Origin of the sequence: Streptomyces sp. LaPpAH-108 (assembly GCF_000373625.1) — a bacterium.
Lineage (GTDB): Bacteria > Actinomycetota > Actinomycetes > Streptomycetales > Streptomycetaceae > Streptomyces.
The window spans coordinates 183,660-197,747 of sequence record NZ_KB891999.1 but is presented as its reverse complement, the minus strand read 5'-3'; the positions used below and the strand labels follow the sequence as shown (position 1 = coordinate 197,747).

Genomic DNA, 14,088 nt, shown 5'->3' with positions numbered 1-14,088 from the left:
GTCGGAGGGGTCGTACACGGCCCAGGGAGCGACCCGGCGCCGGACGGGCGGCCGACGGCGTGGGTGAACATCTGTCGGTGTCAACGCCCCGTAAGCGTGGTTTTTGCGTGATCACGCTGACGGAGCGGGACAAGAAGCGGCGATTTGGCGACGACTCGGGGCATCACCGACCATTGGGCTCGGTCCCGTGCTCCGAGGACGTCCGTCCGCCGGTCCGCTCCGTGAGCCCGGTCGCCACCCGTCCCCGCTCCGGTCACGGCCGGTTCCCCGAGAGGTAATACCCACCCATGCACGTCACCGGGACCGTCCCGCCGCCGGCTCCGGCGGCCGACCCTGCCGGAGCCTCTGCCGACACCCCGGCCGGGGAACCGGGCGGCAGCGCGAGCAAGCACGCCCGCCGCTTCGGGCTGCCCGTCGCCACCGCCCTGGTCATGGGCAACATCATCGGCGGAGGCATCTTCCTGCTCCCCGCCTCCGTCGCCCCCTACGGCACGGTCAGCCTCGTCGCCCTCGGCGTCCTGACCGTCGGCGCCATCGCACTCGCCCTGGTCTTCGGGCGCCTCGCCGAGCGCGACCCGCGCACCGGCGGCCCGTACGTCTACGCCCGCGAGGCGTTCGGCGACTTCGCGGGCTTCCTCGCGGCCTGGGCGTACTGGATCACCACCTGGGTGTCCAACGCCGCGCTCGCCGTCGCCGCCGTCGGCTACCTCGACGTACTGATCCCGGTCAGCCACCACCGCTGGACCGCGTGCCTGGCCGCCCTGGTCATCCAGTGGCTCCCGGCCCTCGCCAACTTCGCGGGCACCCGCTGGGTGGGCGCCGTGCAGCTGGTCTCCACCGTGCTGAAGTTCCTCCCGCTGCTGCTCGTCGCGGTCGGCGGACTGTTCTTCTTCGACCCCGCCAAGCTCGGCTCGTTCAACGCGGGCGGCGGCAGCGCGATCGGCGCCGTCTCCGCCTCCGCCGCCCTGCTGCTCTACTCCTACCTGGGCGTGGAGTCCGCCGCCGTCAGCGCGGGCGAGGTCCGCGACGCCCGCCGCAACGTGGGCCGCGCCACCGTCATCGGCACCGTCGGCGCCGCGCTCGTCTACCTGCTCGGCACCGTGTCGGTCTTCGGCACCGTCTCCCACAGCCACCTGGTGAAGTCGACCGCGCCGTTCTCCGACGCCGTGAACGCGATGTTCGGCGGCACCTGGGGCGGCTGGGCCGTCGCCCTCGCGGCCCTGGTCTCGATGACCGGCTGCCTCAACGGCTGGACCCTGCTCAGCGCGCAGACCCCGTACGCCGCCGCGCGCGACGGGCTCTTCCCGGCCGCCTTCACCCGGCGCCGCCGGGGCGTGCCGACCGTCGGCGTCGGCGTGACCGTCGTCCTGTCCTCGCTGCTCACCGTCTACAACTTCATGGCGGGCTCGGCGCACGTCTTCGAGGTCCTGGTCCTGGTCACCACCTTCACGGCGACCGTGCCGTACCTGCTGGCCACGGCCGCGCAGCTCTACCACCTCGCCTCCGGCCGCCGCGAGGCCGTCGACAAGCGCCGCCTGATCCGCGACGCCGTGATCGCCTCGGTCGCCGCCGGATTCTCGATCTGGCTGGTCGCGGGCGCGGGCTACGCGGCGGTCTACCAGGGCGTGCTGTTCCTCTTCGTCGGCATCCTCGTCTACGCCGTGATGGCCGGGCGGCGGCGCCGGGCCGAAGCCTGACACCACCGGACCGGCACCTGGACACGCGCAGAGCCCGGCGGTCCCCGAAAGGGGCCGCCGGGCTCCGTCGTACCGCCGAACTGCACAAGCGGAGCGCTTCCCACCACTAGTGCCGGTGATCATGCGCTGCGTAGCGTGGCACTCCGGACAACGGGGCCCCACGAGGGCGGAAAGCGGGCGGACAGATGCAGCCGACGGTCGTACTGGTCCACGGGGCCTTCGCCAACTCCTTCTCCTTCGCGCCGCTCCAGGCCGAGCTGGGCCTGTTCGGGCACCGCTCGGTCGCCGTCGACCTGCCGGGACACGGCTTCGGCGCGACGTATCCGCATGCCTACCAGGCCCCGCAGGACCCCGAAGGGCTCGCCACCACGCCCGGCGCGCTCAAGGGCGTGACCCACGCGGACAACGTCGCCCATCTGACCGCAGTCCTGGAGCGGGCCAAGGCGAACGGTCCCGTCGTGCTCGTGGCGCACAGCCGGGGCGGCGTCGTCGCCACCGCCGTGGCCAACACCCGGCCCGACCTGATCGACCGGCTCGTCTACGTCGCCGCCTGGTGCCCGGTCGACCTGGAGGTCGCCGCCTACTACGCCGAGCCCGAGATGGCCACGGTCGATCCCGACATGCTCGGCCTCGTCCTGGCCGGGAACCCGGCCGAGCTGGGCCTGATCCGCGGCAACTTCCGCACCGCCGACGACCGTGCGCTCGCCGGGCTCAGGGCCGCCTTCCTCGCGGACGGCACCGACGACGAACTGCTGGCGTTCCTCGCCACGCTCCAGCCCGACGAGAGCCTGGACGGGGGCGGCCCGGACGACCGGGCGCGCGCCGCGACCTGGGGCCGCATCCCGAGGACGTACGTCCGCCTCGCCGGGGACGCGAGTCTGCCGCTCGCCCTCCAGGACCGGCTGATCCGCGAGGGCGACGCGCTGACCCCGGACCACCCCTTCGACGTACGCACCCTCGACAGCAGCCATCTGCTGTGGATGGTCCGTCCGGAACCGGCGGCCCGGCTGCTCGCGGAGATCGCCGGGTCGACGGTGTCGAACGCGTAAATGTCCTTACAAAGTATTGACAGTGGCCCGCGCAGGGACTTGTATCGCGGCCGACGCAACAGCAGTTCCCCTCCGTAGCACAGTGAGGTGCAGGAAAGATGGACCGCTCTTCTCGCTCGCGTTCGCGCGGACTGGCCCAGGTCGTCGCGGTGGCCGCCGCGACCGCCCTCACCCTCGCCGGCTGCTCCAGCAGCTCGGGCGGGAAGAAGGCCGAAGGGGGAGGGACGGGCACCTCGGCGGGCAAGGCCGACACCCCCCGGATGAAGGTCGCGCTCGTCACCCACCAGGGGCCGGGCGACACCTTCTGGGACATCGTCCGCAAGGGCGCCGAGGCCGCCGCCGCCAAGGACAACATCGAGCTGAGCTACTCCGCCGACCCGAGCGCGGGCAACCAGGCCAACTTCGTGCAGAACGCGATCGACCGCAAGGTGGACGGCATCGCGGTCACCCTGGCCAAGCCCGGCGCCATGAAGGACGTCATAGCCAAGGCCGACGCGGCCAAGATCCCCGTGGTCGGCCTCAACTCCGGCCTCGCCGACTGGAAGAAGCTCGGCCTCCTCCAGTTCTTCGGCCAGGACGAGTCGGTAGCGGGCGAAGCCCTCGGCAAGAAGCTCGACGAGGTCGGCGCCAAGAACGCCGTCTGCGTGATCCACGAGCAGGGCAACGTCGGCCTCACCCAGCGCTGCGACGGCGTGAAGAAGACCTTCTCCGGCAAGCTCCAGACGCTGTACGTGACCGGCACCGACATGCCGTCCGTGAAGTCGACCATCACCGCCAAGCTCAAGCAGAACAAGTCCCTCGACTACGTCGTCACCCTCGGCGCCCCCTTCGCGATGACCGCCGTGCAGTCCGTCGCCGACGCGGGCAGCAAGGCCAAGGTCGCCACCTTCGACCTCAACAAGGACCTGACCGGCGCCATCAAGAAGGGCACCATCCAGTTCGCGGTCGACCAGCAGCCGTACCTCCAGGGCTATCTGGCCGTCGACTCCCTGTGGCTGTACAAGAACAACGGCAACTACAGCGGCGGCGGCGAGCAGCCCGTGCTGACCGGGCCCGCCTTCGTGGACAAGTCCAACGTGGACCGGGTCGCGGCGTTCGCGGCGAAGGGGACGCGGTGATGAGCACCGCGTCGCAGGCCGGTCCGGCGACCGCGCCACCGGCACCTGGTCCCGCCCGGGCGGACGGCCGTACGGCCCGGCGCCCCCTGGCGCTCAGGCTGCTCGCCCGGCCCGAGACGGGTGTCTTCCTCGGCGCCGCCGCCGTCTTCGTCTTCTTCCTGATCGCCGCGCCCTCGCTGCGCCAGGGCGACTCGATGGCCACGGTGCTCTACCAGTGCTCGACCATCGGCATCATGGCCCTCCCGGTCGCCCTCCTCATGATCGGCGGGGAGTTCGACCTGTCCTCGGGCGTCGCGGTGATCACCTCCGCGCTCACCGCGAGCATGATCAGCTACCAGCTGACCGTGAACGTGTGGACCGGAGTGCTCGTCTCCCTCGTCCTCTCCCTCGCCATCGGCGCCTTCAACGGCTGGATGGTGGTCAGGACCAAGCTGCCCAGCTTCCTCGTCACCCTCGGCACGTTCCTGATCCTCCAGGGCGTCAACCTGGCGGTGACGAAGCTGGTCACCGGGAACGTCGCGACCGACGACGTCAGTGACATGGACGGCTTCGAGCAGGCCAAGGCGGTCTTCGCGTCCTCCGTGGACATCGGCGGGGTCCAGGTGAAGATCACCGTCTTCTACTGGCTGGCCTTCGCCGCGCTGGCCACCTGGGTGCTGCTGCGCACCAAGTACGGCAACTGGATCTTCGCGGTCGGCGGCAGCCAGGAGAGCGCCCGCGCGGTGGGCGTACGGGTCGACTTCACCAAGATCACGCTGTTCATGCTGGTGGGCTTCGGCGCCTGGTTCACCGGGATGCACAACCTGTTCTCCTTCAACACCGTGCAGTCCGGCGAGGGCGTCGGCCAGGAGCTGATCTACATCGCCGCGGCGGTGATCGGCGGCTGTCTGCTCACCGGCGGCTCCGGCTCCGCGATCGGGCCCGTCTTCGGTGCGTTCATGTTCGGCATGGTCAACCAGGGCATCGTCTTCGCGGGCTGGAACCCCGACTGGTTCAAGGCTTTCCTCGGCGTGATGCTGCTCGGCGCCGTCCTGATCAATCTGTGGGTCCAGCGCACGGCGACGCGGAGGTGAAGACGATGACCGACCAAGACACCGCTCCCCTCGTGGAGTTGCGCGACGCGGGCAAGTCGTACGGCAATGTACGCGCCCTGCACGGGGTGGACCTGACGGTCGAGGCGGGCCGGGTCGCCTGCGTGCTCGGCGACAACGGCGCGGGCAAGTCCACCCTCATCAAAATCATTTCGGGGCTGCACCGGCACAGCGAGGGCCAATTCCTCGTGGACGGCGAGCCGGTGAGCTTCGACAGCCCGCGCGACGCCCTTGCCAAAGGCATCGCCGCCGTCTACCAGGACCTCGCCACCGTCCCCCTCATGCCGGTGTGGCGGAACTTCTTCCTCGGCTCCGAACTCACCAAGGGGCCCTGGCCGTTCCGTCGCCTGGACATCGCCCGCATGAAGGAGACCGCCGACCGCGAACTGCGCGCCATGGGCATCGCCCTGGACGACCTGGAACAGCCCATCGGCACGCTCTCCGGCGGCCAGCGCCAGTGCGTGGCCATCGCCCGCGCGGTGTACTTCGGCGCGCGGGTGCTCATCCTGGACGAGCCGACCGCCGCGCTCGGTGTCAAGCAGTCCGGTGTGGTGCTGAAGTACATCGCCGCCGCCCGCGAACGGGGGCTCGGCGTCATCTTCATCACCCACAATCCGCACCACGCCTATATGGTCGGCGACCACTTCAGCGTGCTGCGCCTCGGCACGCTCGAACTGAGCGCGGCGCGGGGTGACATCACGCTGGAGCAGCTGACGAACCACATGGCGGGCGGGGCGGAACTCGCGGCGCTGCGGCATGAGCTGGCGCAGGTGCGGGGGGTTGATGTGGAGGGGCTGCCCACGGGGGACGGCACGGGGGACGGGGGATCGGCGGCGGCCGGGGCGTCGGGGGTGTCCGGCTCGGTCAGCTCGTCGGGGTCGCCCAGCTCGTCCGGGCCGTCGGGCTCGGCAGGGTCCTCGGGGGCGGGCGTCTGATCGTGATGCCGCTCGGGTGGCCCCGCGTGGGGGTGCGCCCGAGCGGCATCACGTTTTCCGGAAGTGTTCGGGAGCGGCCGGAGGAAGTCAGCCGTGGCCGGGAGTTGCGGGGTGCGGTCGGAATCGCCCGACGCGGTCGGAATCAGCCTGCCGTGGCCGGGAACCGCCGGGCGTGGATGGGCGTTATGACCGTTGACAGCGTTGTGGCCGATGGCAGGGGCCGCCCGCGAGGGCGGAAGACGGGAGGACGGCATGACGCACCGCACCACGCGACTCCGGCCCACGCCCCGTGACACCGAGGGGACGACGGACAGGGAGCGCCACGACCGCTTCGGCGCGCTGCCCGAGCGGATACGCCCCGAGGACATGGTCGAGACCAGGCCCGCGACCGCTCCGGACCCGGCGCGCGACCGCTACCACGCGGACGAGTGGCTGGTGCGCTACTGCGGCTGAGCCGCCTCGATCCGTACGGCACCGTGGGCGATCAGGCTCTCCGCGCAGTCCAGCACGGCCTGCGCGGCGGGCCGGGGCTGCCAGCCGAGCAGCCGGTGGGCCTTCTCGGTGGAGTGCCGGTTGCGGCGCCCGAGTGCGGGCGTGATCTCGCGCAGCGTGGGGTCGCCGAACCGCGCCGCGAGCCGTACGGCGAAGTCGGGCAGCCTACGGGTCGGCACGCGCCCCGCCCAGGGGCTGCCGAGGCCGTTCCGCAGCACGCGCGCCATGTCCGCCATCCACAGGAACTCACCGGTGGCGAGGAAGCGTTGGCCTGCGGCGGCCGGTGACGTCATGGCCCGCAGATGGACGTCCACCAGGTCGCGCACGTCCACGATCTCCAGCCCGATCCGGGGGACGCCGGGCATCTTGCCGGAGAGCATCCGGGCGACGATGCCGACGGAACCCTGGGTATCGGCGGTGAGGACGGGGCCGAATACGGCGCCGGGCAGCACGGTGGTCAGCTCGGTCGGACCGTCGTGCGCGGCCATGAAGTCCCAGGCCGCCCGCTCGGCCAGGGTCTTGGCCCGCCGGTAGGGGATGAGCGACGGATCGTCGGGGTCGGTCCACAGCGTCTCGTCGGTGACGCCGTCGGTGGCGTACGAGGACGGGCTCGCGGCGTTCGCGGCGGACGTCATCACCACGCGGGCGACTCCGGCCCGGGTCGCGGCGCGCAGCACCCGCAGCGTGCCGTCGCGGGCCGGGGTGACGAGGTCGCCCGACTCCGTGGCGCCGAGCGGCGAGGCAACGTGCAGGACACGGTCGACGCCGACCATCGCCTCGTCCCAGCCCGCGTCGGCGGTGAGATCGGCGACGGCGAAGCTCAGCCGGTCGGTGTCGCCGGGGCCGACCTCGGGGGCGACCGCGTCGACGACGGCCTGTTCGCGGCCGGGGGTACGGATCGTGGCGCGTACGGAGTGGCCGCGCCGGAGCAGTTCGGTGACGCACCAGCCGGCGATGTAGCCGGTGCCGCCGGTGACCAGGACGAGTTCGGGCATGACTGTCCTCACGGAGGAAGGGGGTGTCCGGGAAGGGGGTGTGGGGGAGAGGGGTGTGCCAGAATGACAGAAAACGGAGGGCCCTCCGGCTCTGTTTCCCAACGTACCGGAGACCCCTCCGCTTAGCAATCCGAGACCGGACGGAAACCGCATCCGTGAACGCGCAGCCCGCCAAGCCCACCCGGAAAGACGCCCGCGACAACCGCGCGCGGATCCTCGCCGTCGCCCGCGAGGAGATCGCCGCGTCGAGCACCGCCTCGCTGACGGCCATCGCCAAGAAGGCGGGGGTGGGCATCGGCACGCTCTACCGGCACTTCCCGACCCGGGAAGCGCTGATCATGGAGCTGTACCGCAACGACCTCCAGCACCTCATCGACCTCGCGCCCCAACTCCGCGACGCCCATGCCCCGTTGACCGCCCTGCGCCTGTGGTTCGACGAGGTCGCGCGGTACGGCCGCCTCAAGTTCGGCGTGGCCGAGGTCATCCACGCGGCGACGGGCGCGGGCCGCGAGGACGAGTTCTACGACCCCTTCCTGGGGGCGATCGGCGTACTCCTGGACGCGGGCGCGGCGGACGGCACCCTCAAGGCCGGGGTCGATCCCGAGGACGTACTGCTCCAGCTCAGCGTGCTGTGGCGGATCGACCCGGCGCGGGACGGGGAGGCGCGGGCGGAGCGGATTCTCGGGCTGATCGTGGACGGGTTGCGGGCCTGAGGGCGGGCGTTCGGCCGGGGCGGCGCCGGATGGGCCGGTGCGGCGCCGGGTGGGCCGGTGCGGCGCCGGGTGGGCCGGTGCTGTCATGGTCAGGTCGTCGTACGGACCTCCGCGAGCGTCACCGGTCGGTGCTCGCGCAGCGAGAGCGTGCACGCCTCGGCGATCCAGCCCGCCTCAAGCGCGTCCTCGACCGTGCAGGGGGAGGGGCGGGTGCCCGCCACCACCTCGGTGAAAGCGGTGAGTTCGGCGCGGTAGGCGGCGGCGAAGCGGTCCATGAAGAAGTCGTGCGGGGTGCCTTCGGGGAAGGTGACGCCCGGCTCGGCCGAGCGGATCGGCAGCTTGTCGTCCAGGCCGACCGCGAGGGAGTCCGCGAAGCCGTGCAGCTCCATGCGCACGTCGTAACCGCGGGCGTTGTGGCGGGAGTTGGAGACCGTCACGAGCGTGCCGTCGTCCAGCGTGAGGACCGCGCCCGTGGTGTCGGCGTCGCCCGCCTCCCGGATGTAGTCGGCGCCCCGGTTGCCGCCGACCGCGTAGACCTCGGCGACCTCACGGCCGGTCACCCACCGCAGGATGTCGAAGTCGTGCACGGAGCAGTCCCGGAAGATGCCCCCGGAACCGGCGATGTACGCGGCGGGCGGCGGCGCCGGGTCCAGGCCCACGCACCGGACCGTGTGCAACGCGCCCAGCTCGCCCGCGCGTACGGCGTCCCGTGCGGCGGCGTACCCCGCGTCGAACCGGCGCTGGTAGCCGATCTGCACCGGTACCCCGCTCTCCCGCACGTCCCGCAGCACCCCGACACCCTCCGCCATGGTGCGGGCGACCGGCTTCTCGCAGAAGACCGGCACTCGCGCGGCTGTTCCGGCGCGGATCAGCTCGGGGTGCGCGTCCGTGGCCGCCGCGATCACCAGCCCGTCCACCCCGGCGGCGAGCAGCGCCTCCGGCGAGTCCGCCACCTGCGCGCCGTACCGCTCGGCGGCGGCCTTGGCCGCGTCCGCGACCGGGTCCGCGACGACCAGCGACTCGACGGCGTCCAGTGCGGAAAGGGTCTCGGCGTGGAAGGCGCCGATGCGGCCGAGGCCGAGAATTCCGATGCGCATGTGCGGGGCTGCTCCTTTTCTGTGTGCGGTGGTGCTGTGTGCGGTCGTTCTCTGTGTGGTTGTTCTCTGTGTGGGCCTTCTCTGTATGGGCGTAGAACATGTGCGAGCGCGACGGGTGCGTGGGCGGCGGGATGTGTGGCGCGCCTATGTGGCCGGCAGGTCGACCCATCCCCGGCGCTCGGCCGACTCCGCCATGGCGTCCAGCGCGGCGGCGGCGCGTACCGCGTCCGTGAGCGTCGCCCCGTACGGCTCGCCCTCCGCGATCGAGCGCAGGAACCGGTACGCCTCGATGACCTTCAAGTCGTCGTACCCCATGGCGTTGGCCGCGCCGGGCTGGAACGCGGCGAACTCGCCGTCGCCCGGACCGACGTACACCGTGCTGACCGGCTGGTCCTGGTAGGTGGTGCCCCGGCTGACGCGCAGCTCGTTCATCCGGCGGAAGTTCCAGAACACCGCGCCCCGGGTGCCGTGCACCTCGAAGCCGTAGTTGTTCTGCTCGCCGACCGAGACCCGGCACGCCTCCAGGACGCCGCGCGCGCCGGAGGCGAAACGCAGCAGACAGTTCACGTAGTCCTCGTTCTCGACCGGGCCCGGCGCGCCGCCGGAGGCCAGCGCGTGACCGGCGGTGGCTCCGGCCGGGCGGGCCCGCTCGGGCACGAAGACGGCGGTGTCGGCGGCGAGGGAGGCGATGTCGCCGACCAGGAAGCGGGCCAGGTCGGTGCCGTGCGAGGCGAGGTCCCCGAGCACCCCGCTGCCGCCCCGGGCCCGCTCGTAGCGCCAGGTCAGCGCGCCGTCCGGGTGCGCCGCGTAGTCGCTGAACAGGCGGACGCGCACATGGGTGACCGCGCCCAGTTCCCCGGCGGCGATCAGATCGCGGGCGGACTCGACGGCGGGGGCGCAGCGGTAGTTGAAGCCGACCGCGCTCCGGACGCCCGCCTTGGCGACCGCGTCGGCCACCGCGCGGGCGTCCTCGCCGCTCAGCCCGACCGGCTTCTCGACCCAGACGTGCTTGCCCGCCTCGGCCATGGCCACGCCGATCTCGCGGTGCAGGAAATTGGGCGCGGTGATGCTGACGGCGCGTACGCGCGGGTCGGCGGCGATCTCCCGCCAGTCGCGGGTGGCGGTGGTGAACCCGTACCGCTCGGCGGCCTCCTCGGCCCGCCCCGGCACCTCCTCGGCCACCGTCACCAGCTCGGGGCGCAGGGGGAGTCGGGGAAAATGGTGCCGGACCCTGCTGTACGCCTGGGTGTGCACCCGCCCCATCCAGCCGAACCCGATGACGGCGATCCCCAGCGCATCCACCATGACAGCCCCTCGTCGGACCGGCTCACTCCTGTCGCGGCCACCTTTGTACGGACATGGCTGACGCGTCAACCGTCCGGTACGGCCCTTTCCCGATCTTGTTGCCGGAGTGGCCGGGGTGGCCGCCGGGGTGCGTCGTGCCGCCCGACAGCCCACCAGGGTGGCGGGCGCCGTACCCCCGGGTGATCGTGAGAGACATGGCTGACAGCACCATGGAGGCGGCACCCGGCGTACCGCACCGGCGGCACGACACGCACGAGGCCGTCCTGTTCGGCGGGGTCTACGGCGCGGTCCTCGCCAGCTCCCTGGTCGCCGCCCTCACCCAGCACGGCCACAGCTCCGCCGCCAGCCGCCGCTACGACGCCCTCTGGGTCCTCGTCACCGCCTTCGCCTCCGCCCTCGCCCATGGCTACGCCCACTACATCGCCGAACGCGGCCCCCGCCGCCACTGGACCTCCCTGCGCGCCCTCGCCGACGAATGGCCCCTGGTCGCCGCCGTCCTCCCGACCGTGTTCGTCCTGGCGGGCGCGGGCTGGGGCTGGTGGCCGGCCACCGCGGTCGAATACCCGGCCTTCCTCATCAACATCGCGATCCTGTTCACCCTCGGACTGATCACCGCCCGCCGCTCCCGCCGCCCCTGGCCCGCCGCCCTCCTCCTCGGCCTGGGCGACGCCCTCCTCGGCGTCATCGTGGTCATCGCGAACGCCCTCATCCATTAGCGCGTCCCCAGGCATCCCCGCCGGTACGGTAGGGTTTGACCTGCGAGATCACGCGGACCCACTCCGCCTGGGACCGCAACGGGACGTGGCGCAGCTTGGTAGCGCACTTGACTGGGGGTCAAGGGGTCGCAGGTTCAAATCCTGTCGTCCCGACGGTGAAATACAAGGTCAGAGGGGTCCTTCGGGGCCCCTCTTGATCGTTTCCAGGGGTGCCGTCTCACAATTTCTCACAAACGCTGTTGATCAAGGTCAGCCGAGCAGTTCGGCCAGCTTCTCCGAACCCGCCCTGAGCGACTGCGGGTCGGGGTGCACATAGGTCCGCTTCGTGAACCCGAGGTCCGAGTGACCGGCCCACGCGGAGACCATCGTGTCCGGCACCCCGTTGTTCGCCATCCACGACAGGCAGGCGTGCCGCGCGTCGTACGGCCTTACCTTCCGTACGCCCGTGGTGGCCATCAGCTTGTGCGCCTCACGCCGGAGCTTGTCCGTCTTCCACGGCCGCCCGAGGTCGTCCACGAGGACGTACCCGCTGTCCTCGTACGCTTCCCCGGCGGCCAGCTTCTCCGCCGCCTGCGCGGCGCGAACGGCGCCGAGCCGAACACCCTCGCGGACATCTACGGCTCTACGTGGATCACGTCGGGCGCGGGCTCGGTGATCTCGCTGTGGGGTGAGGCGGGCGACCCGATCGTGAGCCTGCGTCACCTGAAGCAGCCGTTCGCGGAGGTGGGCCCGTTCCGTCTGCTGCACGACCACACCACCGGCACCGCGACCGTGCACCACACGGCGGATCTCGTGGCGCTGGCCGGTGCGAGCCGGGGCGGGATCTCCGCCTTGGACGCAGCGAAGGCGATCTTCGAGACGGAGAAGCCGAGCGCGGCACAGAAGGAGAAGGCGCGGCGCCGTCTGGCCAAGCTCGTGGAGGCTGGGCAGTTGGAGGCGAAGACCGGTCCGGCGGGCGCGGGCACGGTCTACCGGGCACCCTCCGGCGCCCTGTTCTGACTCCCGCACGGGGCCGTGCAGGGGTGCACGAACAGGTGCACGCGGCGTTTTCGGCGTGCAGGTGCACGCGGGGCACGCCGGGTGCACGGTCCCGGCAAAGCCGCAGGTCACAGCTACACGCTCAGGTGCACGCGGTGCACGCGGCTGAGGTGCACGTTTCCGCCCCCCTGAAAGGGGGGCGGAACGCACAGCAAGATCAACAACAGTTGAGGAGCAAGATCATGAACCTGTCCATGATGCTGAGCGCCTGCGCCGGGAGCGCGGCCACGACCGGCGTGCTGATGTTCAGCGTGTGGTGGCACGGCACCCACCGGGCGGGGCGCCCCGAGGCGCAGCCGGAGGACGGCCAGGACGCCACCGTGGTGCCGCTGGAGCGCCCGGCGGGCACCCGCCCGGTCCGGGGCGTGAACGGCCGTCAGGCGGGCGTGCAGGGCGCCCGGAAGGGAGCCGAGGCAGCATGAGCGCGAACGACCCCATGCGCGCGCCCGGAGGGCGCGGACCCCGTGCGCGCGTCCAGTCGGCCACCGGCGGCGGAAACGGCCCGGAGACGCCCGAGGACGGCCGCTGTACGGCCCGTACGCGGTCCGGCGGCCGGTGCCGTGGCATGGCGGTCACCGGGGCAACCGTGTGCCGGATGCACGGTGGCGCAGCACCACAGGTGCGGGCCGCCGCACAGCGCCGTGAGGCCACTGCCGAGTTCCTGCGCACCTACGGGGACGTGGACGGCCCGCAGGAAGACCCGGCGGTCGTCGTCTCGCGGCTCATCCGGCAGGCGTCCGGCCACGTGGCGTGGCTGTTGGAACGGGTGCAGGAGACCGAGGCCGAAGCCCTGGTGTGGGGCATGACTTCGGAAGTAGAGCGCCAGGGTGGGGAGTTCCCCGGCGTGGACACCACGTACAGCGCGGCCGTGAACGGATGGGTGCGGCTGTACGGGGAAGAACGGGACCGGCTGCTGAAGATGTGCGATCTCGCGGCCCGCATGGGTGTGGAAGAGCGTCTGGTGGTGCTGGCCGAGGTCCAGACGAAGATCATGTTCGAGGCGATGAACCGGGCGCTGGGCGCCCTGGAGCTGACGGCCGCGCAGCGCGCCCGCGTCCCGGAGGTGATGGCCGGTCTCCTGCGGGGCATGGCTGTGGAGGGGCGGCCGGAACTGCCCGCTGCCTGAACGCAAGGGAGCCGCAGCTCATACGAGCTGCGGCCTCCTGCCGTGTTCATGTGAGTCAGTGGTAGGTGGTCGGGTCGGCGGGAGCAGCGCTACTGCGATCCGGATTCATCCTCGGGTGTAGCTTCGCGAAGATCACCGTGCTCATTCAGGCGCCAGCGAACGCCACCCTGGTCAGTGAAGAACGCCACTGGCCGTTCCGTGTTCAGTGCGCCTTCGCTCAAGGGAGGTGAAGCAAAGGTCACTTTCCGTCCGCCGCCCAGCACGGGCAGTGTGGCAGCCTCCTCCCAATTAGTTGTCAGCCAACCCTCCACCTCCCGCACGCAATATTTGACCGCCCGCTGCGTGGTACCGAATCTGATCGTCACCTGATGAACTGGCTCTCGACTGCGGTTATGGACGGTGGCCCAGAACGTATCCCTGCCAACTCGGTTTCCGTATCTGTCGCGCGGTAGAAGGTCACTCCCAACCGTCTCCACAGGTAGATCGAGCAGGCTTGCTTGAGCGGACCGTCGCTCCTGTTGCGCTGCCTCCAAAGCAGTGCGTTCCAGTCGGAGGTTCGTGGACTGCTCCGCGATGAAAGCTTGTTGTTCGCGGATCTGCTGTCTCTGGCTCTTGATCGTCTGATATGCGAACCAGGCCGCAGCACCAGCGAATACTGTGGCAGCCCACGCGGGCGCATCTCCCCAGTCGATTTCGCTGAGGCTCATGTCTCCCCC

The 14,088-nt window shown here is 71.3% G+C and carries 16 protein-coding genes and 1 tRNA gene; 12 read left to right on the top strand and 5 right to left on the bottom strand.

Annotation, left to right across the window (positions count from 1 at the left end; translation table 11 throughout):
* The first annotated feature begins 287 nt into the window (after nt 1-287).
* The 6 genes from B079_RS0129700 to B079_RS0129675 all read left to right on the top strand — a co-directional run bounded on the left by B079_RS0129700 (nt 288) and on the right by B079_RS0129675 (nt 6,343).
* On the top strand, nt 288-1,697 hold the full coding sequence (locus B079_RS0129700; protein WP_018549496.1) for an amino acid permease: 1,410 nt from the start codon (nt 288-290) through the stop codon (nt 1,695-1,697).
* Nucleotides 1,698-1,882: 185 nt separating this feature from the next.
* On the top strand, nt 1,883-2,746 hold the full coding sequence (locus B079_RS0129695) for an alpha/beta hydrolase (RefSeq protein ID WP_018549495.1): 864 nt from the start codon (nt 1,883-1,885) through the stop codon (nt 2,744-2,746).
* Between the two features lie 98 nt (nt 2,747-2,844).
* Nucleotides 2,845-3,864 carry a sugar ABC transporter substrate-binding protein gene (locus B079_RS0129690; protein ID WP_018549494.1) on the top strand — a complete coding sequence of 340 codons (1,020 nt, stop codon included), beginning with the start codon at nt 2,845-2,847 and terminating at the stop codon, nt 3,862-3,864.
* Nucleotides 3,864-4,937, top strand: coding sequence for an ABC transporter permease (locus B079_RS0129685; protein ID WP_018549493.1), 1,074 nt, complete (start codon nt 3,864-3,866; stop codon nt 4,935-4,937). Before B079_RS0129690 ends, B079_RS0129685 begins: the two co-directional genes overlap by 1 nt.
* 5 nt (nt 4,938-4,942) lie before the next feature.
* On the top strand, nt 4,943-5,890 hold the full coding sequence (locus B079_RS0129680; RefSeq protein WP_051095386.1) for an ATP-binding cassette domain-containing protein: 948 nt from the start codon (nt 4,943-4,945) through the stop codon (nt 5,888-5,890).
* Between the two features lie 252 nt (nt 5,891-6,142).
* Entirely contained in the window at nt 6,143-6,343 is a 201-nt protein-coding gene (locus tag B079_RS0129675) for a hypothetical protein (RefSeq protein ID WP_018549491.1), read from the top strand.
* On the opposite strand, the gene B079_RS0129670 is transcribed toward B079_RS0129675, so the two are convergent.
* Nucleotides 6,331-7,377 (bottom strand): NAD-dependent epimerase/dehydratase family protein, encoded by a 1,047-nt coding sequence (locus B079_RS0129670; protein ID WP_018549490.1) that lies wholly within the window; start codon nt 7,375-7,377, stop codon nt 6,331-6,333. The two genes, B079_RS0129675 and B079_RS0129670, sit on opposite strands and share 13 nt — an antisense overlap.
* Nucleotides 7,378-7,532: 155 nt before the next feature.
* Between B079_RS0129670 and B079_RS0129665 the strand changes: the two genes are divergently transcribed.
* Nucleotides 7,533-8,090: a TetR/AcrR family transcriptional regulator gene (locus tag B079_RS0129665; RefSeq protein ID WP_018549489.1), complete on the top strand. Its 558-nt coding sequence runs from the start codon at nt 7,533-7,535 to the stop codon at nt 8,088-8,090.
* A gap of 89 nt (nt 8,091-8,179) precedes the next feature.
* Here the strand turns inward: B079_RS0129665 and B079_RS0129660 are convergent, their stop codons facing one another.
* Both B079_RS0129660 and B079_RS0129655 read right to left on the bottom strand, forming a co-directional pair.
* Entirely contained in the window at nt 8,180-9,187 is a 1,008-nt protein-coding gene (locus B079_RS0129660) for a Gfo/Idh/MocA family oxidoreductase (RefSeq protein WP_018549488.1), read from the bottom strand.
* Nucleotides 9,188-9,331: 144 nt separating this feature from the next.
* A complete protein-coding gene (locus tag B079_RS0129655; RefSeq protein WP_018549487.1) occupies nt 9,332-10,492 on the bottom strand; it encodes a Gfo/Idh/MocA family protein in 1,161 nt (386 codons plus the stop codon).
* 194 nt (nt 10,493-10,686) lie between these two features.
* Between B079_RS0129655 and B079_RS0129650 the strand changes: the two genes are divergently transcribed.
* Complete coding sequence (locus B079_RS0129650; protein ID WP_018549486.1) at nt 10,687-11,208, top strand: hypothetical protein; 522 nt, start codon at nt 10,687-10,689, stop codon at nt 11,206-11,208.
* Between the two features lie 79 nt (nt 11,209-11,287).
* Nucleotides 11,288-11,361: transfer RNA gene (locus B079_RS0129645), tRNA-Pro, on the top strand.
* A gap of 96 nt (nt 11,362-11,457) precedes the next feature.
* Here the strand turns inward: B079_RS0129645 and B079_RS36195 are convergent.
* Nucleotides 11,458-11,724, bottom strand: a complete 267-nt coding sequence (locus tag B079_RS36195; RefSeq protein ID WP_234016899.1) for a tyrosine-type recombinase/integrase — start codon at nt 11,722-11,724, stop codon at nt 11,458-11,460.
* Here B079_RS36195 and B079_RS36190 point away from each other — a divergent pair.
* The 3 genes from B079_RS36190 to B079_RS34755 all read left to right on the top strand — a co-directional run bounded on the left by B079_RS36190 (nt 11,671) and on the right by B079_RS34755 (nt 13,372).
* A complete protein-coding gene (locus B079_RS36190; protein ID WP_018549484.1) occupies nt 11,671-12,207 on the top strand; it encodes a hypothetical protein in 537 nt (178 codons plus the stop codon). The two genes, B079_RS36195 and B079_RS36190, sit on opposite strands and share 54 nt — an antisense overlap.
* 221 nt (nt 12,208-12,428) lie before the next feature.
* Nucleotides 12,429-12,668 (top strand): hypothetical protein, encoded by a 240-nt coding sequence (locus B079_RS34760; RefSeq protein WP_018549483.1) that lies wholly within the window; start codon nt 12,429-12,431, stop codon nt 12,666-12,668.
* Nucleotides 12,665-13,372 (top strand): HGGxSTG domain-containing protein, encoded by a 708-nt coding sequence (locus B079_RS34755; RefSeq protein ID WP_158685065.1) that lies wholly within the window; start codon nt 12,665-12,667, stop codon nt 13,370-13,372. The genes B079_RS34760 and B079_RS34755 overlap by 4 nt, the downstream gene beginning before the upstream one ends.
* Before the next feature lie 89 nt (nt 13,373-13,461).
* Here the strand turns inward: B079_RS34755 and B079_RS35370 are convergent, their stop codons facing one another.
* Nucleotides 13,462-14,079, bottom strand: coding sequence for a hypothetical protein (locus B079_RS35370; protein ID WP_158685064.1), 618 nt, complete (start codon nt 14,077-14,079; stop codon nt 13,462-13,464).
* Nucleotides 14,080-14,088 lie beyond the last annotated feature (9 nt).